Source organism: Fictibacillus sp. NPDC058756, assembly GCF_042746035.1.
Taxonomy (GTDB): Bacteria; Bacillota; Bacilli; order Bacillales; family Fictibacillaceae; genus Fictibacillus.
The window spans coordinates 3057005-3080959 of sequence record NZ_JBHYPU010000001.1 but is presented as its reverse complement, the minus strand read 5'-3'; the positions used below and the strand labels follow the sequence as shown (position 1 = coordinate 3080959).

At 39.6% G+C, this 23955-nt stretch carries 22 protein-coding genes and 1 riboswitch; of the genes, 14 read left to right on the top strand and 8 right to left on the bottom strand.

Annotated features, from left to right (window positions below):
- Window positions 1-138 precede the first annotated feature (138 nt).
- Entirely contained in the window at window positions 139-966 is an 828-nt protein-coding gene (locus ACFW35_RS15805; protein ID WP_379847097.1) for an HAD family hydrolase, read from the top strand.
- Window positions 967-1043: 77 nt separating this feature from the next.
- Entirely contained in the window at window positions 1044-2327 is a 1284-nt protein-coding gene (locus tag ACFW35_RS15800; RefSeq protein ID WP_379847096.1) for a M48 family metallopeptidase, read from the top strand.
- Window positions 2328-2467: 140 nt separating this feature from the next.
- On the opposite strand, the gene motB is transcribed toward ACFW35_RS15800, so the two are convergent.
- A complete protein-coding gene (motB, locus tag ACFW35_RS15795) occupies window positions 2468-3241 on the bottom strand; it encodes a flagellar motor protein MotB (protein WP_379847094.1) in 774 nt (257 codons plus the stop codon).
- Complete coding sequence (motA, locus tag ACFW35_RS15790) at window positions 3234-4019, bottom strand: flagellar motor stator protein MotA (protein WP_066286740.1); 786 nt, start codon at window positions 4017-4019, stop codon at window positions 3234-3236. Before motA ends, motB begins: the two co-directional genes overlap by 8 nt.
- A gap of 228 nt (window positions 4020-4247) precedes the next feature.
- Here motA and ACFW35_RS15785 point away from each other — a divergent pair, with 228 nt between their 5' ends.
- Together ACFW35_RS15785 and ACFW35_RS15780 are read left to right on the top strand one after the other, a co-directional pair.
- Window positions 4248-4796, top strand: a complete 549-nt coding sequence (locus tag ACFW35_RS15785) for a TlpA disulfide reductase family protein (RefSeq protein ID WP_379847093.1) — start codon at window positions 4248-4250, stop codon at window positions 4794-4796.
- Window positions 4797-5039: 243 nt separating this feature from the next.
- Window positions 5040-6452 carry an ATP-binding protein gene (locus tag ACFW35_RS15780; protein ID WP_379847091.1) on the top strand — a complete coding sequence of 471 codons (1413 nt, stop codon included), beginning with the start codon at window positions 5040-5042 and terminating at the stop codon, window positions 6450-6452.
- 42 nt (window positions 6453-6494) lie between these two features.
- Here the strand turns inward: ACFW35_RS15780 and ACFW35_RS15775 are convergent, their stop codons facing one another.
- Together ACFW35_RS15775 and ACFW35_RS15770 are read right to left on the bottom strand one after the other, a co-directional pair.
- The gene (locus tag ACFW35_RS15775) at window positions 6495-7112 is read right to left on the bottom strand and encodes a CAP domain-containing protein (protein WP_379847090.1); all 618 of its coding nucleotides are present in this window, start codon (window positions 7110-7112) and stop codon (window positions 6495-6497) included.
- 89 nt (window positions 7113-7201) lie between these two features.
- Window positions 7202-7741: a histidine phosphatase family protein gene (locus ACFW35_RS15770; RefSeq protein ID WP_379847088.1), complete on the bottom strand. Its 540-nt coding sequence runs from the start codon at window positions 7739-7741 to the stop codon at window positions 7202-7204.
- Between the two features lie 414 nt (window positions 7742-8155).
- On the opposite strand from ACFW35_RS15770, the gene ACFW35_RS15765 reads away from it, so the two are divergent.
- A complete protein-coding gene (locus ACFW35_RS15765) occupies window positions 8156-8794 on the top strand; it encodes a hypothetical protein (RefSeq protein WP_379847087.1) in 639 nt (212 codons plus the stop codon).
- A gap of 230 nt (window positions 8795-9024) precedes the next feature.
- On the opposite strand, the gene ACFW35_RS15760 is transcribed toward ACFW35_RS15765, so the two are convergent.
- Genes ACFW35_RS15760 through ACFW35_RS15750 form a run of 3 tightly spaced genes read right to left on the bottom strand, consistent with a single transcriptional unit; the run spans window position 9025 to window position 11868 of the window.
- Window positions 9025-10014 (bottom strand): NAD-dependent epimerase/dehydratase family protein, encoded by a 990-nt coding sequence (locus tag ACFW35_RS15760; RefSeq protein ID WP_379847085.1) that lies wholly within the window; start codon window positions 10012-10014, stop codon window positions 9025-9027.
- 11 nt (window positions 10015-10025) lie between these two features.
- On the bottom strand, window positions 10026-11270 hold the full coding sequence (locus ACFW35_RS15755; protein WP_379847083.1) for an MFS transporter: 1245 nt from the start codon (window positions 11268-11270) through the stop codon (window positions 10026-10028).
- Between the two features lies 1 nt (window position 11271).
- Entirely contained in the window at window positions 11272-11868 is a 597-nt protein-coding gene (locus tag ACFW35_RS15750) for an ArsR/SmtB family transcription factor (RefSeq protein ID WP_379847081.1), read from the bottom strand.
- Between the two features lie 172 nt (window positions 11869-12040).
- Here ACFW35_RS15750 and ACFW35_RS15745 point away from each other — a divergent pair, with 172 nt between their 5' ends.
- From ACFW35_RS15745 to ACFW35_RS15715, 7 genes are all read left to right on the top strand, one after another.
- On the top strand, window positions 12041-12508 hold the full coding sequence (locus ACFW35_RS15745) for a MarR family winged helix-turn-helix transcriptional regulator (RefSeq protein WP_379847079.1): 468 nt from the start codon (window positions 12041-12043) through the stop codon (window positions 12506-12508).
- 273 nt (window positions 12509-12781) lie between these two features.
- On the top strand, window positions 12782-13936 hold the full coding sequence (gene spoIIP / locus ACFW35_RS15740) for a stage II sporulation protein P (RefSeq protein ID WP_379847077.1): 1155 nt from the start codon (window positions 12782-12784) through the stop codon (window positions 13934-13936).
- Between the two features lie 428 nt (window positions 13937-14364).
- On the top strand, window positions 14365-15876 hold the full coding sequence (cls, locus tag ACFW35_RS15735; RefSeq protein ID WP_379832728.1) for a cardiolipin synthase: 1512 nt from the start codon (window positions 14365-14367) through the stop codon (window positions 15874-15876).
- Between the two features lie 467 nt (window positions 15877-16343).
- A complete protein-coding gene (locus ACFW35_RS15730; RefSeq protein ID WP_379832729.1) occupies window positions 16344-17126 on the top strand; it encodes an undecaprenyl-diphosphate phosphatase in 783 nt (260 codons plus the stop codon).
- Between the two features lie 78 nt (window positions 17127-17204).
- Window positions 17205-17362: riboswitch (cyclic di-AMP (ydaO/yuaA leader) on the top strand.
- A 136-nt stretch (window positions 17363-17498) separates the two neighbouring features.
- Complete coding sequence (locus ACFW35_RS15725; protein WP_379847075.1) at window positions 17499-18155, top strand: potassium channel family protein; 657 nt, start codon at window positions 17499-17501, stop codon at window positions 18153-18155.
- A gap of 3 nt (window positions 18156-18158) precedes the next feature.
- A complete protein-coding gene (locus ACFW35_RS15720; protein ID WP_379847073.1) occupies window positions 18159-19505 on the top strand; it encodes a TrkH family potassium uptake protein in 1347 nt (448 codons plus the stop codon).
- Window positions 19506-19638: 133 nt separating this feature from the next.
- Window positions 19639-20757: a GerAB/ArcD/ProY family transporter gene (locus ACFW35_RS15715; RefSeq protein ID WP_379847071.1), complete on the top strand. Its 1119-nt coding sequence runs from the start codon at window positions 19639-19641 to the stop codon at window positions 20755-20757.
- Between the two features lie 8 nt (window positions 20758-20765).
- Here the strand turns inward: ACFW35_RS15715 and ACFW35_RS15710 are convergent, their stop codons facing one another.
- Complete coding sequence (locus ACFW35_RS15710; RefSeq protein WP_379847069.1) at window positions 20766-21224, bottom strand: hypothetical protein; 459 nt, start codon at window positions 21222-21224, stop codon at window positions 20766-20768.
- A gap of 424 nt (window positions 21225-21648) precedes the next feature.
- On the opposite strand from ACFW35_RS15710, the gene hutP reads away from it, so the two are divergent.
- Both hutP and hutH read left to right on the top strand, forming a co-directional pair.
- Window positions 21649-22083, top strand: coding sequence for a hut operon transcriptional regulator HutP (gene hutP / locus ACFW35_RS15705; protein WP_077363280.1), 435 nt, complete (start codon window positions 21649-21651; stop codon window positions 22081-22083).
- A gap of 336 nt (window positions 22084-22419) precedes the next feature.
- Window positions 22420-23946 carry a histidine ammonia-lyase gene (gene hutH / locus ACFW35_RS15700; RefSeq protein WP_379847067.1) on the top strand — a complete coding sequence of 509 codons (1527 nt, stop codon included), beginning with the start codon at window positions 22420-22422 and terminating at the stop codon, window positions 23944-23946.
- Window positions 23947-23955: the final 9 nt, after the last annotated feature.

The following is a 23955-nucleotide window of genomic DNA, read 5'->3' as shown; positions in this document are numbered from 1 at the left end:
ATCCCACCTTTAAATACTATGTGTGTATTACTCTATATAGTACACTTATAACATACAGGATTAGTAAATTCCTGTCAATGTACTTTTCTTTACTTTTTATAATGCAGAAATCTACAATAATTGCAGGAGGTGTTCAGCATGAAACACTTGATTGATGAAGCAAAGCTGCTGATTTTTGATCTAGACGGAACTCTTTATGAAGACACAGATCATTTTGATTATTATTGCAGGCTGATGCAGCAGCGAGTTGCTGAAGATAAGAGACAGGCTTTCTGGGATACATATGAAAAAATGAAAAAAGGGACACACCCTGTTGGGATTGGGAAGGTATATGATATTAAAAACGATGCGAGTGTAACTGTTGATCCTATGACTCTTCAGGTAACAAAGGTCACTTCATTTGATGGGGAAGACTGGCCGGCAGAAAGAATAAAACAGGAATATGCTGGTGAACTCGTATATGATTTTGAACGCTTGATTGCAATTGGTGACGGCTGGTGGCTCCCATATGCGACAGCTATGCATTTTGGATTGAAGCAAAGTGATACGTGGGAATGTTATAACGCTACGAAAGAATATATGGTTACAGATCAGTTTAATTTAACAAAAACACCTGGGCTGAGAGACGGCTTGATTCGTTTAAAAGAGGAAAAGAAGCTGGTCCTGCTCACGAACAGTGAAAGAGAAGATGTGAAAAGATTGCTTTACGAGCTTGAGCTAGACGGAATATTTCATTCTCTTTTTACAGAAGGTCACAAGCCTTTAAAAACAAAAGAAAAGATGCAAACCATCCTGGACGAATTTGGTGTGCAGCCGCATGAGGCCGTATCAATCGGTGATAATTTTATTAATGAAATTGCACCGGCCCTGTTAATGGGATTAAAAGCAATCTACATACAGCCTAACCGTATAGAAGTTGAACACGAAAATCTTACAATTATTCCTACCTTGACGAACGCTTTATAAAAAATTATCTCATGACTTGTTCTAAATTGGACAAATCCCCTTACAATTAATAGTAGGTATAAAAGGGGGCATGTGTTTTGAAAAAATCCATGTGGTTTATGCTGGGCTTTGGCATATACTGTTCATTGATGTGGTACTACTTGTTTCACGGAGCCGATTCGGCACTGCCTGTAGACCTTAAGGGATCTGCGGCAGACCCGGCAATGTTTATGACGGACAGAGAGCTGGAGTTGAGTACTGACTTCTCAAGGATAAAGGACTTTTTGTACTTTATTTCTGTACCGCTCGAATGGATGATTTACTTATTTGTTCTAGGTTTTGGACTGTCAAAATGGTTTCGAAAAGCATCAAGCGGACTAACAAAATTTTCGATCGTTCATACGGCGGTCTATGTATTGCTTCTGTCGTTTGCAAGCTGGGTGTTAACATTCCCGCTCCGCTATTACAGCTTTACAGTATCAAAAAGCTATAACATATCTGTCCAATCCTTTCACAGCTGGATGAGAGATGGTCTTGTGGATTTCTGGATCAGCTGGGCACTGACAACGCTTATGGTTGGAGTCATGTATTTGCTGATCAAAAAATATGAAAAGAAATGGTGGCTGTTTGCATGGCTGCTCTCCATTCCTTTTACGGTGTTTTTATACTTTATTCAGCCTGTCGTAATTGATCCATTGTACAACAAGTTCTATCCTCTGCAGGATGAAGCTTTAAAAGAAAAAATCCTTAACATTGCGGACAAAGCGGATATACCGGCTGAAAATGTGTATGAAGTGAATATGTCTGAAAAGACGAACGCCTTAAACGCGTATGTTAACGGAATCGGTTCTAACTTGAGAATTGTCTTATGGGATACTACGTTAAATAAATTAAGTGATAACCAAGTGTTGTTTGTCATGGCTCATGAGATCGGACATTATGTGATGAATCACCTGTATTGGAATCTGATTTCTTCGATTGTTCTATCTTTCTTGGGCTTGTGGCTTGGTAATATCATCTATCGCAAGTGGATTGAGAAATACGGTGAGTCGTGGGGTGTTAAAGGAGTGGGGGACCTCGCCGCTCTTCCTGCTTTGCTTCTGATATTTTCGCTCCTTAGCTTTGCGGTATCTCCAGTGGAAAATGCTGTTTCCAGAAAAGCAGAACGGGATGCTGATCAGTACGCGATTCAGATGACAAAGAATCCTAAAGCAGCAGTAGGCGCTTTTCAGCAGCTGGCAACTGTATCTTTAAGTGAGGTGAATCCGCCTAAAATTGTGAAGTGGTTCTTATATGGCCATCCAACAATGCTTGAGCGTATCCACTTTTTAGATAGCTATAATACAGGCAAAACATTGGATAAGGAGCAATTACCTTATTAATATTAAAAAAAGCTGGCCGTAAGTGGTAGATATCCACCTTCACGGACCAGCTGTTTCGTGTTTACGAGCGTTTCTCGAGATTTATGAGCGCTTCTTGAGATTTATGAGCGAAACTCCGGTCTACAGAGAAACCCTCAGTTTTATTTCACTGCCTGTAAGCTTACATTCGGAAGAATCAAAACTTCTACACGGCGGTTCTTCGCTCTGCCTTCAGCTGTTTTATTATCAGCTTTTGGCCGGTATTCTCCATATCCGCTTGCACTTACTTGTTTTGGTTTTAACGCGGGATTCTCTAGAAGAACTCGCATAAAGTTAATTCCGCGGAATGCACTGAGCTCCCAGTTGGATTGGAAATTAGCTGTACTGATCGGCACATTGTCAGTATGTCCTGCAATTACAATATTGCGCGGAGGGTTCGTAACAAGGAGATCAGAAAGCTTCTTGCCGATCTCTCTGGACCCAGGCTTAACTGTTGCACTTCCGGAATCGAACAGGGCATTATCTAAAATGGTGATCAAGAGGCCGTTTTCGGTTAGCTGTGTTTGAAGGCTTGTTGTAAGATTGTTAGCCTGAATGAATGCATTGATTCTTTTTTCCAAGTTTTCTAGAGCTTCAAGTTCTTTCTTAGCATCCTCTAGACGTTCTTTTTCTTCCTTCGATATGATTTCTTTTGCAGCATCAGGAATCGGCGTTGAATCTGGAGTAGGGATTGGCGCCTGTTCCTCCATTACACCCGCTCCGCTTGTAAATTCATTTCGGAACGCACTTGCCATCTGCTTAAACTTTTGGGCATCAATCTCACTCATTGCAAATAGAACAATAAATAGAGCTAAAAGCAATGTAAGCATGTCAGCATAGGGTATGAGCCATGACTCGTCTACATGATCTTCGTGATGCTTTTTCTTTTTAGCCAACTGTACCACCCGCTTTGTATTGGTCGCGTTCACTAGTCGGAATATATGTTAAAAGCTTTTCTTCTAATATTTTTGGTGATGTTCCATCTTGAATAGAAAGCAATCCTTCAATCATAATTTCTTTAATCATGACTTCTTTCTTTGATTTGCGTTTTAATTTATTGGCGAATGGATGCCAAAGTACATAACCGGTAAAGATCCCGAACAATGTTGCGATGAATGCTGCCGAAATCGCAGAACCCAGTGCAACGATGTCTGCCATATTGCTTAATGCAGCAACAAGCCCAACAACAGCTCCCAATACACCAAGAGTAGGAGCATAAGTACCAGCTTGCGTGAAAATTGTAGCATTAGAAGCATGGCGTTCTTCCATTGTTTCTAAGTCTTTTAATAGCACGTCTTTAATAAATTCAGGAGGCTGTCCGTCAACGATCATCTTGATCCCTTGCTGTAAAAATGGATCATCTACTTCTTCTGCTTTAGGTTCAAGGGCAAGAAGACCTTCTTTTCTGGCGATTGTAGCCCATTCGATAAAGATCGTTACAAGATCCTTCATATCAATGAGTTTTTGTTCTTGAAAAAGCACTTTAAACAATGCTGGTATCTTTTTTATTTCACTCATAGGAAATGCGATTAGAATGGCTGCAGCAGTACCAGCAAAAATAATTAACAGTGCTGCAGGGTTGAGTAAAGAAACCGGACTGACACCTTTTAATACCATTCCGACTCCGATTGCAATAATTCCAAGAATAACCCCTATTAAACTCGAGCGATCCATAAGATGTTCCCCACTTTATCTTTTATTTCTGTAGCTAATTTCGTGTATGCTTAGATATTCTTTTATATCGGAAAGATAAGGGGAAACTTAATGATAAATGATGGAAAAACACACTTAGGGGAATAAATTTTAAACAGCTGTTTAACAAAGCGGCACCAGCAAAAGACAATAGAAGGCTGTTTTTGATATGATGAAAGTTGATAAACAAAAGTGAAAAGAGGGATTCATTTGAAACTCAAGCCGGTTATTCTCACACTTATATTTGCAGGATTAATTGGACTTGCATTATATACATCACAAAAAGAAAGTGAAGAAGCAAAAAAACAAATACCAGCTGAACAAAATACCGGTTTGAAACCAGGAAGTATGGCGCCTGATTTTACACTTAATACCCTTGAGGGAAAACAAATCTCCCTTAAAGAATATAGGGGGAAAAAAGTAATATTAAATTTCTGGGCAACATGGTGTCCGCCATGCCGTGAAGAGATGCCTGAAATGCAGAAGTTTTATCAAGATTATAAACAGAAGGATGTCGAGATCCTTGCAGTTAACTTAGAATACTCTGAAACAAAACCTGATAAAATCAGGGATTTTGTAAAAGAATATGAACTTGCTTTTCCAATCCCGCTCGATGAAAAAAATACAACTGGAAAACAGTTCAGAGCGGTCTCGATACCAACTAGCTACTTTATTGATGAAGAAGGAACCATCACGAAGATGCATATAGGACCTATGGACTATAAGTTTGTGGAAGATGAAATACAGAAAATGAATTAAAAAGAGTTATTTGTAAAACCTTTGTGGATTTTTGACAGAGGTTTTTTTATTTTAATTAATAAAGTTTCAATGCGAAAAGTAATCCAAAAGACCTGTATCCTCATTTTTAAAAAATGGGAAAGTTGACCAATAGGGAAGATTTTCTTTTTGTCGAATTAAGGTATTAGGGAACTTATTGAATGTCAGAATTATTAATTGTGCTAAATACCCGTATCAGATTATGTAAGCGAAGGGGACTGCTTAATGAACAAGCAATATGAGGAAATTGATATAAAACGTATTGCAAAATTTCACAGTACACTTTTACATTGTCCCATCCATCTATTTGGACTAAAAAGAGAGAACAAAGGTGATTATATTTTTACTCATTCTTCTGGAGGGATGTATGATGCTCTTGGGGTTTCCGATAGACCAGCACCTGGGACAAAGCTTTATGAACTGCATTCAAAAGAACTAGTATCAAGCTGGACGCCTCAAATAGAAAAAGCTTTCTCCGGAGAAACGCAGACAGCAGATATAGAAGTAGCAACTCATACAGTCCGCACAACTTTGTATCCTGTTTCAGGTGAGAATCAAGTTATTGGCACTTCTTACATGGTGTCTTTAAAAGACCAGTCTGAGAATATTCGTGATAATAAATTTAAACAATTGTTTAACCATGCACTTGAGGCCATTATTTTATGCCGTTCAAATATGGAAATCGCAGAAATAAACGAAAGAGCCTGTGAGTTATTGGAACTATCCAGAGAAGACTTGATAGGAAAGAATGCCGAGACCTTTTTTATGAAAAATGGCAGAGATGTTATTCATAAAAAATGGAGAGAGGTTATGCACGGCAAAAAAATCTCAGGGGAGTTTCGATATAGAACGCCTGAAGGTTATCTAAAAGAAATTGAATATTCTTGTGAAAAAGATATGGTCGATTTTTTGCATGTAACGATTCTTAAAGATGTTACAGATCAAAAATTAACGGAACAAAAGCTCTTGAAAGCAGAAACGCTGAATGTTGTGGGAGAACTCGCGGCAGGAGTGGCACATGAGATACGAAATCCTCTCACTTCATTGAAGGGATTTGTTCAGCTGATTCAAAATCAAACAAATGACTTCAATCAATATTTATCCATTATTTTGTCTGAAGTTGACCGGATTGAACATATTATTAAAGAGTTTCTTGTATTATCAAAAAGTAATACCCAGAACTTTGAAAAGACAAGTATTGAAGCGATTATTAAGGATACTGTTGATTTATTGAACACACAGGCAATCATGAAAAATATTGAGATCCTAACAAGCTTTGAGGATGAAATTCCGTATGTGTTTTGTGACCCTATGCAATTAAAGCAAGTCTTTATAAATTTTATCAAAAATGCGATTGAGGCTTCTTCAATAGGGAATAAGATAGATGTGAAGATGAAGTTATGTCCGCATTCAGATTATATTCAGATACAAATATGTGATTACGGATGCGGTATGGAAGAATCGATTTTAAAAAAGATCGGAAAACCTTTTTTCACAACTAAGGATGAAGGAACAGGGCTGGGTTTAATGGTCAGTAATAACATTATTAAACATCATAACGGCAAGCTTGATGTACAGAGCGAAAAAGGGATTGGAACAAAATTTATTATCTCTTTGCCCATAAATCAGCAAAATTAAAAAGCTTTCCCGGATCGGGAAAGCTTTTTTTATAAGTGTATATTACCCTTTGAATAATTGAACAAACATTTTACCGTATTGTCCACCGTCAACTACACCGATACCAACGTTTGTGTAGTCAGATTTTAAGATGTTTTCACGGTGACCTTGAGAGTTCATTAAGCTAGTGTGAGCACCGTCAACAGAAGAGTTTCCTGCTAGGTTTTCGCCAGCTGTCTTATATTCCACACCAAACTGCTTCAACATATCAAATGGAGAACCATAAGTAGGTGAGTTGTGATCGAAATAGTTGTTGTCGATCATGTCTTTTGCTTTAACACGAGCTACTTTTGTTAATTCTGGGTCAGCTTTTAATGCTGGTAAACCTTGCTTTTCACGTTCTTGGTTTACAAGATTAAGCATTTGCTGCTCATCTGCAGTAAGTTCTGCACTTGTTTCAGCTTTTGGTGCCGCCTCAGCTGGAGCTTTTGTTTGCTCTTGCTGTGGAGCTGGAGCTTGTTGTTGTGGTGCTGGTGCCGGAGCAGCTTGCATTTGTTGCTGCTGTTGTGGCTGATTATTATTTAAAGAAGCAAATGGGCATGTAGATGCCGCTTCTGAGATTCCTGCGTTTGCACCGAATAGGGAAGCGCCCAATACTGATGCTACTACTAATTTTTTCATAAGATGTTTCCCCTCCTAATAAATTATCTTACGTGTACATGTTTCGGGACTTTTGTAGGAGGGTTGGGGGTCTGGAATTATGTACCAGTTTAAACGACCCACAAGTTGGTTACATCATTATTTTGAATATCAATCATGAATACATCAGGGTTTTTTAAGAGCTCCCATTCTTTAAATCCAAAGGACGGCTCGTAGTGGTTAATTAATAAACTCATTAAGTTTCCATGCGTTACAAGCAATACAGAATTATGGCCAGCATCCTTTAGTTCTTGTATGAGAGACTGAACTCTCTGTTTTGCCTCGAATGTAGACTCTCCGCCAGGAAATTTTAAATGCTCATCATTATATGTACGTTTTAAATGAAATCTCCAATCCCAATCTGGATCTGTTTGAGTAGAAAGTATTCGCTCGGCCAACCGTTCATCTGTTTTAATTTCGGTATGAGTTAATTCGGCGTATGGTTTTATGGTATCTACAGCTCTCTTGAAAGGACTCGATATTACACAGTCGAATTGATATCCTTTAAGAAAACGTGCAAGTTCCTTTGATTGCTGCAAGCCTTCTTCCGTTAATGGCGCTTCAACTTCTTGTCCTGTTGCCTTACAATGTCTAACAGCTATAATTTTCATTAGATATCCTCACTTATATAGATGTTGTTTTTTTGGGGGCTGTTTGGCAATCTTTGTCGCTCTTGTAAATGGTTGATTTCCGCTGCAGGATGAAAAAAGCCACAATCTTTTGGATAGGCTCATTTCAACATTTTTTTGTTGAGTAGGCTTCTTTGACTAGTTGATGGTAGAGCAAGATGCGAGACTCCTACGGGATAAGCGGGACAGGTGAGACTCCTAATGGCGCAAAGCGCGAGGTGGCTCACCGCACGCCCCGTGGAAAGCGAGCATCCTGGAGCGGAAATCAACATCTATAAAGGGCAACATTGATTACAGAAAACAGCCTTTGGATAAGACCCTTATTTTTTCATTCGAGACGTTAAACCTGATTCCTTCCCGAATACTATAAATGGTGAAAGACGAAGGGAGATTGTTATGTATCCTGAATTAAATCATTTTAAACAAATGAAAAACGAATACGATGCTGATATCGCTCGAGCACAAGAGAAGTGGCAGCAGCTGAATAAACAAAAAGAATGGGCTTCTACTGAATATGAAGACTTATTGAATAAGTACGGTGCAAGAAATACAAAAGTTACGATGGAACATTTAACAGAAGCAAAAAACAGTTATCTGGCAGCAATGGAGAAAGAACGTGCTGCTATGGAGCATCTTGATGAGTTAAAAGAAAATAGAGATGACAGGCTTTCAGAATACATAAAAACGGTGTACACATCTCGAGATCGAGAGCTTAATGCTTCGAAAAGCAGCATGGAGAAAAAAATTGATCAATTAGAGCGGTTGAAGGCAGAGTACTTAATGATGGTTCAGCAGATTCAAGAAATTCATGCCTATCGAATTTCAGTTGAAAAGGAAACAAATGAGGCAATTAATAGCTATCATCAATCTTATGAACCAAAGGAAATTCTGCCGCTATATCCACCACTGGCACGTTTGGAGATTCCTTTATCAGATATTCAGTATGTATTTCAAAAAGGAGAGCTTCCCGGTCATTTAAATAAATACCTCCAATTCAACGAAACACATTCTTCATTTTCAATAAAAAAGCCATAATCCTCATTGAGGATTATGGAAAGAAAACCGAACGCATGATGAAGAAATGGGGGTAGGGAATTGCTCTGCTGACCTCTTGCCAGCAGGAGAGATTTGTATCTCACAATCCTACTATATGACCTTTAGAGATAAATGGTATGGACAAGTGCCATGGGCATTCATGTATTTTTTACTTCTTTTAAAAAATGCCGGCTCATTTAGGAAGTAATCCTCATGTGCCAGCTTATTTTTTATTTAACTTTTTCTTTCCACTTCTGCAGTAAGGCTGCTTCTTTATCAGGGTGTAAACCAGCTTTCCATTGATCCGATTCTAAATCTCTTGATTGTGACCAGGTAGCCGTATCCTGAATGGTTTCTTCTATTGAACGGAAAACGAGTCCTTTATTTATGGCTTTCGAGTCATCAGCATAATCAAGTCCACGATATTCTTCACTTGCGATCCAAAGCGGCATCTCAACCCACTCACCGACTTTTTCTTCTAATAAAAAAGATTCTGGAACAGGTACAATGTTTGCACCGTTTTGATTTGTAATACATTTTTGAACGAAATTATTGAAATTATAACTATCGCCAACCGCTTGATATACACCATTTTCCTGATTTTCTGCCATACGTACGATCCAATCCGCTAAATCCCGTGCATCAATAAATCGGATAGTTGGATCAATCATTTCCGGTACAAGAATTTCTCCGCCACGCGCACCCCTATGAGGCCAATAGGTAAAGCGGTCGGTATAATCATGAGGACCAACGATTAATCCTGGACGAATGATCAATGCCTGTTCACCAAATACCTTTTGGACTTCTTTTTCGCAAGCAGCTTTCAGTGCACCATAGTTTTCACCCATTTCAGTTGTGTCGGGATCTTTTAGGACAGCTGTTTTAGCTTCTTCGGTTAAATAACGGACAGATTGATCTGCATATACGGATACAGATGACACAAAAATATAAGAAGATACATTGTTATGAAGAGCTTCTGCTGTTTTCCTTACTTGTCTCGGAAAATACCCGCAAGTATCTAGTACTACGTCCCAGCTTTTGTTTTCTAACAGGGAAAGATCTTGTTCACGGTCACCGATTAATTCTTCAACCCCTTGAAAAATGCCGGGAGCAGCTGTTTTACCTCTATGAAACAAAGTGACCTCATGTTTATTTTTTAAAAAAGATTCTGCCAAGTGCCTTCCTAAAAAACGTGTGCCGCCAATGATTAATACTTTCATTTCTACACCGCCTATTCCATTTTTCTTAATGCAGGAAGTTTCCACATGATTAAAAGGTTAACAATAATTAAAGAAAGTGCTCCGCCAGCCATAATGTTATCAATTGTAAATCCATATGAGATCAGCATGGATGTAGCAGCTAGAGATAAGGGAGCAAGCCCCATACTTGCCATCGTTAAAAGTCCCATCAAGCGTCCGAGCAGCTTTTTATCTACAGAAGATTGAACCGCTGAGATAAGAGGAATGTTGGTCGCAGGGAAGGTAACCCCGATAAAAAAGATCGCCATCATACAAACGTAAAGTGAAGAACTTTGACTAAACCAGTAAAAGAAAATATTCATTGTGAATAAAGAAACGGTTACCATCAATCCGCGTCTTTTTTTGATATTCAGAATACCGATAATAACTGAACTGATTAGCATCCCTGCAGCCATAGAGCCTTCAATAAAACTAAAATCAAGTGCGCTGCCGTCGAGAATATTTTTAACGAAAATAGGAAGCCCCATCATTAACGGACCTACAACAAAAACGTTAAGAAAGATTGTGCTTAAAAACAAAGCTTTTAGAAAAGAGGATTGTTTTACAACATCGATTCCTTCCTTAATGGACTGCCACATTCCTGGCTTTTTTGTTCCTGAACTTTCAGAAGCAGGAATATTCAATAAATAGGCAAGTATCGCTGAGATCAGTAACATAACTGCTGGTACACCAAACGAAAGCATATAGCCCCCGCTTGAGGCAACAAGCAATCCGCCAATCATTGGTCCAAGTATAAGTGAGCTCTGCTGTGTCGTTTGGACAACAGAATTAGCACGTGTCAGCTGTGAGTTGTCTACGACATTTGGCAGCAGAGAGCCATTTGCAGGCCATACGAAAGCATCCAATACACCGAAAAGAAAACCGAAAATGATAAAGGATACAAGTGATAGATGACCTGTTGCAAGCATGACGAGCAGACTGCATAGCACAATCGTTCTTAGGAAATTCGCTGCGTATAAAATCTTTGTCCTGCTGATCCTGTCTGCTAAAACACCTCCAATCGCCATGAATAAAATACGAGGTACGTTTGCAGCTATAAAAACGATGCCTAACGATGCTTCTTTATCAAGTGTTTTAACTACGTACCAGCTTTGTGAAAATTGAAAAATAGCAATAGAGAAAGAAGAGCAAATGGTTATTGCCCAAATAAACAAAAAGGAACGCTGTTTAAATAGTGATTCTAATTTTGGTTCAGCTAATGCAGTGGCTTGTGCCATCTCAATCAATCTCCTCTTCCGGGTAAGGTGTATCTTTTAATGGAAACGAAAGCATGAAGTAGTGGTACATTTCACCTTCTTCCTGTTCATTCTTTTTAAATTCCGATATTAGCTCTGAAATTTCTTTTGCTTTTTCATGAAGCTGTTTCACTTGATCGGGTGAGAGTTTTACGTGTCTATAGCCAAATTTAAGCGGGGAATCTGTGTATGCAAGAACTTCTGGATCAAGCTTTCTAATCATGGATTTCGTTTTGTCCAAGGAAACGAGAATATTCTCCTTTAATGCATCAGAAAGTTCATCTTTTACAGCGTAACGCTGATCAGGCAGGATTTCCGTAATTGAAAAAGATTGAGCGACAGGTCTGTAGAACTTTTGTATAATTCCATTCTTTTCTTCGGTTCTTTCCACAATTAATAAGCCAACGCGTTCCATCTCTTTCAGATGATAGTGAATCTTTGGAGCAGGGACTTCCAGGATGTCTGCAAGCATTTTACCGGTCTTTGCCTCGTCAAGTATCTCCCAAAGAATTTTAATGCGCAGGGGGTCGCTGATTACCTTTAATTGTTCGATCTCACGGATGTGATATATTTCTTGCATGTTTAACACTCCTAAAACGTTCAAATATATTTGAATGTATCATAATGTAATAATATGCCAAACGTCAATTGTTTTGCACATTATTTGTAAAAAATAGTTCAAATGTTATGAAAATTTTTGTATAATCTTAGTATAATGTTCGCATTACAACTAGAGGCTGGAGGTTCACAGTATGGGGGAAAAGGATCTGAAATTCTATGTGGAGAGGTTAGAAAGAGTACATTACATTGTTTCAAAGCGACTGCACCCGGAAATTGCGATTGAAAAAGAATTAACAAAAACACAATTTGTTCTTTTGAAAACATTATGTGTAAGAAATAAGTGGACAGTTTCAAAATTAGCCGAATATATGGGTGTTAAGCCAAGTGCAATCACAGTGGGGGCAGACCGATTGTACAAGCGTGGTTTTGTAAGCCGCTACCGAAGTGAACTAGACCGTCGAATTGTATATCTTGAAATCACAGACGAAGGACATGAGATTTTGAGAGAAGCTGAAAATGAGAGAGTGAACTCTATCAGTGACTACCTTGATCATTTGTCATCAGAAGAACTACGAATTTTTATAGATATTTATGAAAAGCTTGCAAGTGGTACACAGCCAAACGCAGAAGAATATGTGCTTTCCTCGAAAACCAGCTGATCATGGCTGGTTTTTTTGTAGATTGATAAGCGGCGAATCTCTTCGTCAGTTTTGTTTCTCCGGTACTCATTTATCTAGAATAAACTCCGTGTCCTCGAAACTTCACTTCCTCGACCTTCTTTCTTCTAAATCTACAAATGGAATAGATGTAGATTGATAAGCGGCGAATCTCTTCTTCATTTTTCTCTATTATTTTTTCATAGATTTAATTCTATTTGAATTTTTCCTTGCATAGGATGTGATAGAAACGAATTAAGAAGTGGAGGACGACAAATGTTTACCCCGCAATTAAATATGAAACGTTTACCGCTTTTATTAGCAGGAGCCATGCTTTTTATTGTCATTGCCACTAGTTTCATCACATCCTTTGAGCACAAGTACAGGCTGAGCTCATCCACCATGCATAAGTGGTTAACCGAGTTTTCAGGGGAAGCACTCGTATATTTTATAGGCTGGGAAAATCGATATTTTACACAGGAACTGCCGAAAGAGAGTGAACCTCCAGCCTTGTCCAGTATCTTGCTGGAGCTCACAACAAGTATTAAGCCTGGTGATATTAGAAGCTTGCTTGGAAACGAGCTGCCTGGGTTTGCACTTTATGATTCAACTATTTTCGTAGCTGGTGAAGGGACAGACTACACAAATATCGGGTATGAATCACCTCCGCCGATGGAATTGCTATTAAGCGGAGAGGATGCAGAGGTTCAGGATATAGAAAGACTTGAGGATCCTGAACCTTCCGAACCTCAAAACCCGCCAAGTCAGACAACTGATGGAAATAAAGTGGCTTACATTTATCATTCTCATAGCTGGGAGTCTTTCTTGCCGCATCTAAAAGGAGTAACAAACCCTGATCACGCCATCCACTCAAAGGTAAACATCACGATGGTAGGCAAAAAGCTTGGCGAAGAGCTTGAAGCTAGAGGAATCGGTTCATCTGTTGATATGACGAATATGACCGAGTTCTTACGAAAGAACAATGCTGATTATCGAAAAAGTTATCCGATGTCGAGAACGTTAGTGGAAAGTGCGATGGCAAGCAACGACAGTTTGGAATTAATCTTTGATCTGCATCGGGATTCATCCCGTAGAAAAACAACCACTACAACGATTGATGGAAAATCTTATGCGAAAGTCTTATTCGTTATTGGAAAAGGAAATCCACACTTTGAAAAGAACCAAGCTATGGCACAAGAAATCCATAATATCTTAAATGAGAAATACCCGGGCATAAGCAGAGCTGTAATCGGAAAAAACAAATCTGAAGGAACCAATGGTGTTTATAACCAGGATCTTTCGGAAAAAGCATTGCTGATTGAATTCGGCGGTGTCGATAACAACATGGATGAGCTTTACAGAAGTGCAGAGGCAGTTGCCGAAGCTGTTGCTGAGTATTATTGGAAACAAAAAGATGTGAAAGCTGAATAAACTTGCAGGCTCTAGAGGGTGTTGAATTCTCTGGAGTCTTTTTATGTGGCGGGTATTTGAGCGAGAGGACTTGTCTATGAATGTCGACTCGTGGATACATGGCTAAATCTCGTGGATTGGAGCCTGAAATTTTTGGATTGAAGGGCATAACTCGTGGATAAACCTTTTAAATTTGTGGATTCACCCTGCAACATGTGTCATAATACCCAGTCAGATATAATTTAGGAACAGTTTCGTCCCTTCGAAACTGAACAAAATTTGTGTTAGAAGTCCTTAGAGTTCGTTAGAGGAAGATTTATTGGTCATAACAGGCATGAATTCTGCAAATCCTAATTAAAAATGGTATAAAAAGAGAGAAACGCTTGTTTTAATTACCAGTGGACGGGAATAAAAAGAGAAAGAGAAGAATGTGAAAAAGGAGCTATTGCATGAAGCGGATGAAACGAATCTGGGAATTTTTCCTTACTGTACTATTACTTATCTGTTTATACATCGTGTTCTTTGCAGAAGGATATGTCATCATTAAAACGGTATTCGGGCTCCTGTATATTGCGGTGATTTTGTATACGATCTATTCGTTAATGCTGGAAAACAGAACCGCACAGCACACACTCTTATGGATTTACGTACTTATATTATTTCCTTTTATCGGATATATGTTTTATCTGTATTCAGGACAGCTTTATCTAAAAGGACATCTGTTCAAGTCTAAACGTAAAAATGATCGTGATGAATGGATCAGGGTTTCCAAACAAGATGAGAAACCTGATTTCAGTGATTTGAAAAGACATCAGCAATGCTTTGCAACGCATGCGCATCACATCACATTAACAAAAATTAATCGTCATACCGGGACTAAGATCCTGAAGAACGGGCAAGAAACTTTTCCTGAAATTATTAGAAGACTTCAAGAGGCGAAAGAGTACATACACATTCAATACTATATCTTTCGCTCTGACCGTCTCGGGAAGGATATCATCGATCTTTTAATCAAAAAAGCAAATGAAGGTGTTAAAGTAAGATTCCTGTTTGATGGAGTAGGCAGTTTATCTCTTCAGCAATATGATATTGACCGTATGAAAAAAGCAGGTATTCTTGTGGAAGCCTTCTTGCCGGTAAGGTACGGATTTTTTAACCAGAAGCTTAACTTTAGAAATCACAGAAAAATTATCGTGATTGACGGCAAGGTTGGATTTGTTGGTGGGTTAAACGTAGGAGTTGAGTATTTAGGAGAAGACCCTGATATCGGATTTTGGCGCGATACTCACATGGTGATGGAAGGGGAAGCCGTTCAAGTTCTGCACGCGATATTCCTTATGGACTGGGAATATGTATGTGGAGAAGATTTATTGGAAGATTCGCATCTAACGGAAGCCTATCCTTCAGATGGGGATGGGATCGTACATGTTGTTGCGAGTGGTCCAGATACCCAGCTGGGAATCATGAGTGATTTGTATTATTCATTGATCTCTTGTGCGGAAAAATCTATTTGGATCGCCACACCGTATTTTGTTCCGAATGAAGCCATCCGGACTGCATTAAGAGTCGCTGCCAAAAAAGGAGTACAGGTCCGATTGATGGTTCCGGAGATCAACGACGGATTTTTAACTCAATATGCAACTCGCTCTTACTTCCCTGAGCTGCTCCGTTCAGGTATAGAGATCTATTCGTATCAAAAAGGGTTTTTGCATCAGAAAGTTATCATCATTGACGGGGATACCGCATCCATTGGAACAGCGAATATGGATATGAGAAGCTTCCATCTGAATTTCGAAGTAAACGTATTTTTGCTTAACACAAAGTCAGTTAACGACCTCGTTGAACAATATGAAGAAGACATAGAAGAATCAACAAAGGTCCGTCCTGTAGAATTTTATAAAAGAGGGTTATGGGAAAGAACGAAAGAATCATTCTCCCGCCTTTTCTCAGGTGTTCTTTAATAAGAATTCTGAGGAAGAGATTCGCCGCTTAAAGAGTATTCTTGGGAATGGTTATGTGTAAACACATCGTTGACAAGTTGATTGGAGCGTAAGGTGCGAGACTCCTCGAAAATGAAAAATCACATTTTCTTAGTGCGATGTAACGCTGTCGAAACCTTCCTTGTCCTGCGGGACCAGCGTGCCAACCACCTTAGTATACTTCTCGCAAGGCATGGGACGAGGAAGCAAGCTTCAACAGAATAAGCTTGCAGACGCAGGAGCACAGATACTTCCTTATGAGATCCCGCAGGCGCTATGCGCCGAGGAGGCTCACCGCACGCCCCGCGGAAAGCGAGCATCCTGGAGCGGAAATCAACTTCGTCTAGCATCAGAATTTACGAAAACAGTTATATCAAAAAACATAGAATAGAAAGTCCTCCTTGAGAATAGGGTTGTACGAGAGACCATCTATTGAGGGGGATTTTTTTATGGACTGGCTTGAAGCCCTTATATTAGGTATTGTACAAGGATTAACAGAATTCTTGCCGGTAAGTTCAACTGGACATCTGCTGCTGGGAAGGCAGATCTTCAACCTGGAAGAAGCGGGACTATTTCTCGACAGCATGCTTCATATCGGTACATTGCTTGCTGTTATGACGGTTTATTGGAAAGATATTCTACAAGTAATAAAAAAACCATTTAGCAAAACAGGAATATTACTTATTGTCGGTACCATTCCAACGGCTATTATTGGACTTGCTTTTAAAGACTTCTTCGAAGAAATTTCAAAAACCGGTGTAACGGTTGGATGGGAGTTCTTAGTAACAGGGCTGTTGCTTTGGTGGGCAGATTCTTTTAAACGAAACGGATATAAAGGAATAGAGGAGATAACGATCCGGGATGCTCTTGTAATCGGTACCTTTCAGGGTGCGGCTATTCTGCCTGCGGTTTCGCGCTCTGGTTTAACAATAGCTGCTGCCCTGTTTTGTAAGATAGATAAAAAAGCTGCAGCTTATTTTTCTTTTCTTTTATCGATTCCTTCAATCGCTGGCGGAGTGGTTCTGCAGTCTAAAGATCTTTTTACATCAACAGCACCTTCCATAGCATATTCATCTTTGATTATCGGTACAATTGCCTCCGCTTTATTCGGATATATTGCTGTGAAATGGATGATCAAATTATTGCAAACCGGTACTTTAAAAGGCTTTGCAATCTATGTATGGCTGATCGGTTTAATCGTTCTTGGATTGCAATTTTCAGGAAAAATGTAAAGTATTTGTTAACACGTGAAAAATGGATTGACAATTAAAAGACGGAGGATTACAGTATATGTAATTCAAAATTTAGCAGGCTTTAGATCGCTGAATTTACAGTCAATTTCTTTAATTATAGGAGACTGTGAAACGGGGGAACCATTCTTTTGGGGTGAATTTTGCAAGCAAGCAAAAAGGGATACTCCATTCCCTAATCCGACAGCTAACCCCGTAAGCGTCATGTCACTGGAGAGGTCAAATTGGTGAAAAACCGGACCCGCTTTTTTGTGTGGTCTTTTTTTTGTTTTTTACAGCTTTTTGAGAACCTCTTAACCAGCAAGGCTAGAAGCAACGAAGGAAAACTTCATGGATTTTAAGGGGAGAATTTAAATGAAAAAACAGTTTGCAGTTATAGGATTAGGTCGTTTTGGGGGCAGCATATGCCGGGAGTTTGCCAAAATGGGCTATGATGTACTCGCGATCGATAATGATATGGAAAAGGTCAATGAATTTGCGACGATTGCAACTCAGGCCGTTCAAGCTAATGCAACAGATGAAAAGGTAATGAAATCGCTTGGGATCAGAAATTTTAACCATGTTATCGTCTCGATTGGTGAAGATATTCAATCAAGTATTTTAACAACTCTTTTATTAAAAGAATCAGGTGTAAATAAGGTTTGGGTTAAAGCTCAAAATGATTATCACCATAAAGTATTGGAAAAGCTAGGAGCAGACCGAATTATTCATCCAGAACGCGATATGGCTCTTCGTGTTGCTCAGCTTATCTCTTCAGAAAAAATTATCGACTTTATTGAACTGTCGCATGAACACAGTATTGTAGAAATTGGTGTTACAGATAAATTAGTGAATAAAACACTGACAGATCTAGACGTTCGAGCTCGTTTTGGATGTAATATCGTTGCGATTAAGCGCGGTGATGACATTCTAGTCTCTCCGATTGCAGATGTTACTCTTCAATATGGAGATGTCCTCGTAGTAATTGGACGCAATGAAGACTTGAACCGCTTTGAGGATGAGGGAGTGTAATTAGTGGCACTGCATGTCAATAAATCCAGGTTGCATAATCCGATAAAATTGAACCCTCCTCAATTTTTAGCATCGCTTTTTTTGTTTTTGATCATATTAGGCGCTTGTTTATTAAAACTGCCCATAGCCCACGAGGAATCATTGCGCTGGATTGATGCGTTATTTATAGCAACTTCTGCGGCTACTGTAACCGGGCTGGCTTCAGTCGACCCGGGTTCTACGTTTACTCTATTCGGAGAAATTGTCATTTTATTTTTAATACAGGTTGGCGGACTTGGTGTGATGTCCTTTGCATCTCTCGTTGTAATCATGATGGGGAGAAAGATCTCCGTGAAACAAAGGGTTTTGATGCAAGAAGCGCTAAACCAGCCCTCAATCGGCGGAGTTATAAGGCTCGTTCGTAACTTATTCGTCTTTTCGATCAGTATTCAAATCATCGCCATATTCTTTTTGTCATTAAGATGGGTACCTGAGATGGGGTTTGGGAAAGGGATATATTACAGCGTATTCCACGTCATCTCTGCCTACAATAATGCAGGCTTTGCTCTATGGTCTGATGGATTGATGGGTTATGTCGGTGATCCGATGGTTAACATTGTAATCTCTCTGCTTTTTATTACAGGGGGAATCGGGTTCACCGTTCTAGTAGACCTCTGGGTCAGCCGGAAATGGAAAGATCTTTCGCTTCATTCAAAAGTAATGATTATTTCAACATTTGCTATCAATATTGTGGCCATTTTGTTAGTTTATTTATTTGAATTTAATAACCCAAAAACATTAGGCGTGTTATCGGGAGCTGAAAAGCTTTGGGCAGCATATTTTCAGGGAGTATCTCCTAGAACAGCAGGATTTAACTCGATCGATATGACGGCGATTAATCCGGATACGTCCCTTTTAATGATCCTATTGATGTTTGTCGGTGCAGGAAGCACTTCAACAGGCGGGGGTATCAAACTTACAACATTCGTAGTCATTCTCTTTACGGTTGCAGCGTTCTTAAAAGGAAAAGAAGATACGGTTGTCATGAAACGAACCATCCGCAATGCAGTTGTTTATCGTGCCTTAGCGATTACGACCATTTCGATTTTATTTATCTTTGCAGCATTGTTCGTAGTAACGTACGTGCAAAAAGGCGATCCCTTTATGATAATACTGTTTGAAGTGATTTCCGCATTCGGGACAGTTGGACTAAGTATGGGATTAACACCCGATCTGACGATTATCGGCAAAATTGTAATTTGTATCGTGATGGTCTTTGGTAAACTTGGTCCCCTGACATTAGCGTTTAGTCTTGCTAAACAAACAAGAGAAAATATTCGATATCCAGATGGTGAAGTATTCACGGGATAATAAATAAGCTAACTCGAAAAGGCGGCTATAGCCTTTAAGAGTTAGCTTTTTTTGGCTAAAAATGGGATAAGCAGCGTTCTGTTGGGAATGCTAAAACAAGATTTAATGAGTGTTCAAGAAGGGGTGAGCTGAAATGCAAAAAATTAAAGAAATATTTCTTGTTTCTCCCTTTCTTGTCTTCTTTCTCGTGCATTCAGAACAAATAGGGGTAGGAGTACTAGGCTATCAGCGGGTCATTGCAAAATACGCAGGTTATGATTCTTGGATCTCTGTTATCATCGCGGCTATTTTCGTTCATATTCTGATCTGGATGATCTATTATGTGCTGGATAATGGCGGGGGAGATATCGTCACGATACACAAAACATTGTTTGGCGGAATGCTGGGGAACATCTTTAACATAGCTCTAGTTCTCTATTTTCTTTTATGGTCGATAACGGTTTTAAGAACATATATTGAGGTTGTACAAGTATGGATGTTTCCAACACTTAAAACATGGACAATAGCTGTTGTATTTCTTCTCTTAACTTATTATGTGGTTTCTGCAGGATTCCGTACGGTTGCTGGCGTTTGTTTCTTAGGTGTTGTTATTCCTTTGGGACTTATATTCCTTTTAATTTATCCGCTTGAATACACCCACTTTTCTAATTTGCTGCCATTGTTTGATGAGAGGCTGAAAGACTATTTAACGGCCACAAAAAATATGATGCTGAGTTATCTTGGGTTTGAAACATTGCTGGTTTTCTATCCTTTTATAAAGAATGCGAAAAAATCACAAAAGTTTGCGCACCATGCGAATATTTTTTCCTTTATGATGTATCTTTTAGTAACACTGTTTTCTTTTGCCTTTTTCAGTCAGGAGCAGCTTGCTCGAAATATTTGGGCAACACTCTCAATGGTTAAAATTGTACAAGTATCCTTCGTAGAACGTTTTGATTTTGTTTTCGTTTCCATGTGGTGTCTCGTAATTTTGCCGAATATAACCCTTGCTATATGGTGTTCCAGCCGTGTTGCGAAATTGATGCTGAACATCAGGCAGCATGTTGCACTAATCATCTTATTAGGTATAGTCCTTTTAGCTTGTATCTTCCTAGATACGCGTTTTAAGATAAACATGCTCAACAATTATACGAACATCATTGGATTTTATCTTGCAATCAGCTATATACCTTTCCTATTCGTAATGACCTTTATTAAGAAAAAAATTAAAAAGAAAAGGACGAATAACGGTCAAACGTCATCGTCCACTTAATTGTTATTTTATGCCTGTAAAAGAAGTGTCAGCCTGTCTTTATGCTTTTCTCGCTGCAGGCTGTCTGAAGTATTATGCCAATCCTGAAGTGTTTCATTAATCAGCTGTTTAACCATATGTTTTGTCCAGACTACATAAGCACCATACGTATCACCTTTAAAGAAGCTTTTGAGCATATTGTTTTCAGGACCGAAAAAGAAGCCTAGCTGATCATGAATTAATGTAGATTCATCAATGGAAAAAGGTATGATTTTATCTGAGAGTGTGTATTGATATGAATTGTTTTCTTTTTTGATAAAAGAGATGCTGTAAAGCTGTCTTTCCGGGAGAAAACCCTTTGTTGTCGGCAATAGCAATAAAGGGTTATGTTCTTTGTCATAAGCAATAAAAAAATCATTTACATCTTCTTCAAAATGTGGAGTTCTTAACATTGAAGCAAGCGTAATCTCTTTTTGTACGTCTAACATTTCGCAGCCCTCATTCCGTTTATTTTCTTACAAACAGTCTTGCCGCTAGATTGCTAGATTATACTCATTTTATTTGGTTGGTTTCGTAAAAACTTTGTTGTAATTAGAGATGGTTGATTTCCGCTCCAGGTTGAGGGGCTTTGAGCGTAAAAGGAAGATTTTGAGCGAAACTAAAGGCAGTTTGAGCCCAGCGAGAAAATCTTGAGCGTAACTCGACGTTTTTGAGCGAAACCTCAATGAGTCGGAGCGTACGTGTAATAAATATAAGAACACGTACCGTAAAAATGGCATCTGAAAAAAACAAGAGCCTTTTATTTCTTTATTGTACTGCTGTGATAAGTTGTTGAAAGGGAATTGACGGACAAAATGTAAACGCATACACTAGAGATAGTTAATAGTCGCGAGCAGAAAGAGTGTATAAAATATGGCATTATCTAATGAAAAACTTATCGGAAAAATGGCGATTTTAGGTGTGCTGGATGAGAGCTATCTATCTGAGATTGAAAAACAGGGCTGGAAGTATTGCGTAGGCAAAGCCGGTTCTATGGACTCTCAGAAGGTAGTAGCAGCAATCGAGACAGCGGCCAAAAATGAAAAGGTTATTCAGAGCGGTATTTATAGGGAAACTCATTCTCTTTATCATGCCATTATGGAAGCCTTTCATGGTGTGACAAGAGGTCAGGTTCAGCTGGGAACGGTTCTTCGGACAGTAGGTCTGCGTTTTATCGTTGTCCGTGGAAACCCTTATGAGAAGAAAGAAGAAGGCGACTGGATTGCAGTCGCGCTATATGGAACGATCGGTGCGCCAGTAAAAGGGCTCGAGCATGAAGCGATCGGACTTGGAATCAATCATATTTAAAAACTGCCCATAGTTATTAGTGATGAGGGGGCGTATTCGAAAGAGTTTCTTTCGGATGCGCTCTTTTTTGTTTATCAGGGATTAAATTTTAAAAGGCTGTTTGCGTAAACTTTGTTGCTGATTGAAAGTGGTTGATTTCCGTTTCAGATGCTCGCTTTCCGGGGGGCGTGCGGTGAGCCACCTCGGCGCTTTGCGCCCTTAGGTGTCTCACCTGTCACACTGATCCCCCAGGAGTCTCGCATCTTTCACTCCAATCAACTTCAACGAAGGGTGCCTACGAGAGAAATCCAAAGCAACAATTTTTCAGAAATGAGTCTAAGAAAAAGAGGGATGAAGATGGTTACTTTAACTGGAAATACGCTTTCTATGGAAGAGATAAAGCGGATTCTGCATGACAATGAACCGGTAGAAGCGTGTCCGTTAAGCATGAAAAAGGTGGCTGACAGCCGTAAAGCCGTAGAAGAAATTGTGGCTTCAGGCAAGGTTGTATACGGCATCACCACAGGGTTTGGAAAGTTCAGCGATGTATTCATTTCAAGGGACGATGTGGAGACCTTGCAGTTAAATCTGATTCGAAGCCATGCATGCGGAATTGGTGAACCGTTTCCTGAGACCACCAGCAGACTGATGCTTATTTTAAGAGCAAATGCGCTATTAAAAGGTTTGTCTGGAATCCGCCCGGTTGTTATTGAAAGATTGCTAGACCTCGTTTCACATGGTGTTCATCCCGTTGTACCTCAGCAAGGTTCATTAGGGGCAAGCGGTGATCTCGCTCCGTTATCTCATTTGGCTCTTGTTTTAGTCGGTGAAGGTGAGGCTTATTACAAGGGAGAACGCTTGACGGGACAAGATGCACTTAAGAGAGCTGGAATCGAACCTGTTGTTCTTACTGCGAAGGAAGGACTTGCGCTGATCAATGGTACACAGGCGATGACTGCTCAAGGGATAGCAGCCTATATAGAAGCTGAAAGAATCGGATTGATGGCCGATGCGATCGCTTCATTAACGACTGAGAGTTTAAGAGGAATTACGGATGCTTTTGATGAAGATGTTCATATTGCAAGAGGATACAAAGAGCAGGTTGAGGTAGCCGAGAGACTTCGAAACTACTTAGAGGACAGCCAGCTCACGACCAAGCAGGGAGAAATCAGAGTGCAGGATGCTTATTCGTTACGCTGTATTCCTCAAGTTCATGGCGCTTCGTGGCAAGTGCTAGGCTATGTAAAAGAAAAGCTTGAGATCGAGATGAACGCTGCAACGGACAATCCGCTAATCTTTGATGATGGGAACAAGATCATTTCTGGCGGAAACTTTCATGGACAGCCGATTGCATTTGCGATGGACTTCTTGAAGCTTGCCGCAGCAGAGTGGGCTAATATTTCAGAACGCCGCATCGAACGGATGGTCAACCCTCAATTGAATGATCTGCCTGGGTTTTTAAGTCCGAACCCTGGTCTTGAGTCTGGTGCCATGATTATGCAATATGCGGCAGCATCTCTCGTGTCTGAGAACAAGACACTGGCTCACCCGGCGAGTGTGGATTCCATTCCGTCATCAGCCAATCAGGAAGATCACGTGAGCATGGGTACGATTGCTTCAAGACATGCGGCTCAGATTATCACAAATGCAAGACGAGTACTTGCTGTTGAATTAATCTGTGCAATGCAGGCTGCTGATTTCAGAGGTCCTGAAAAACTCGCTCCAAAAACAAAGAAAGTATATGAACATGGCAGAAAAGTGTGTCCGACGATTCAATGTGACCGTATGTTCCATCGTGATATGGAAGCAGTAGCATCCTGGATCTTAGATGGTTCATGGAATGACATTTTAATAGGAACTAAAATTCAAAAACTAGCACATTAAGGGGAGGTT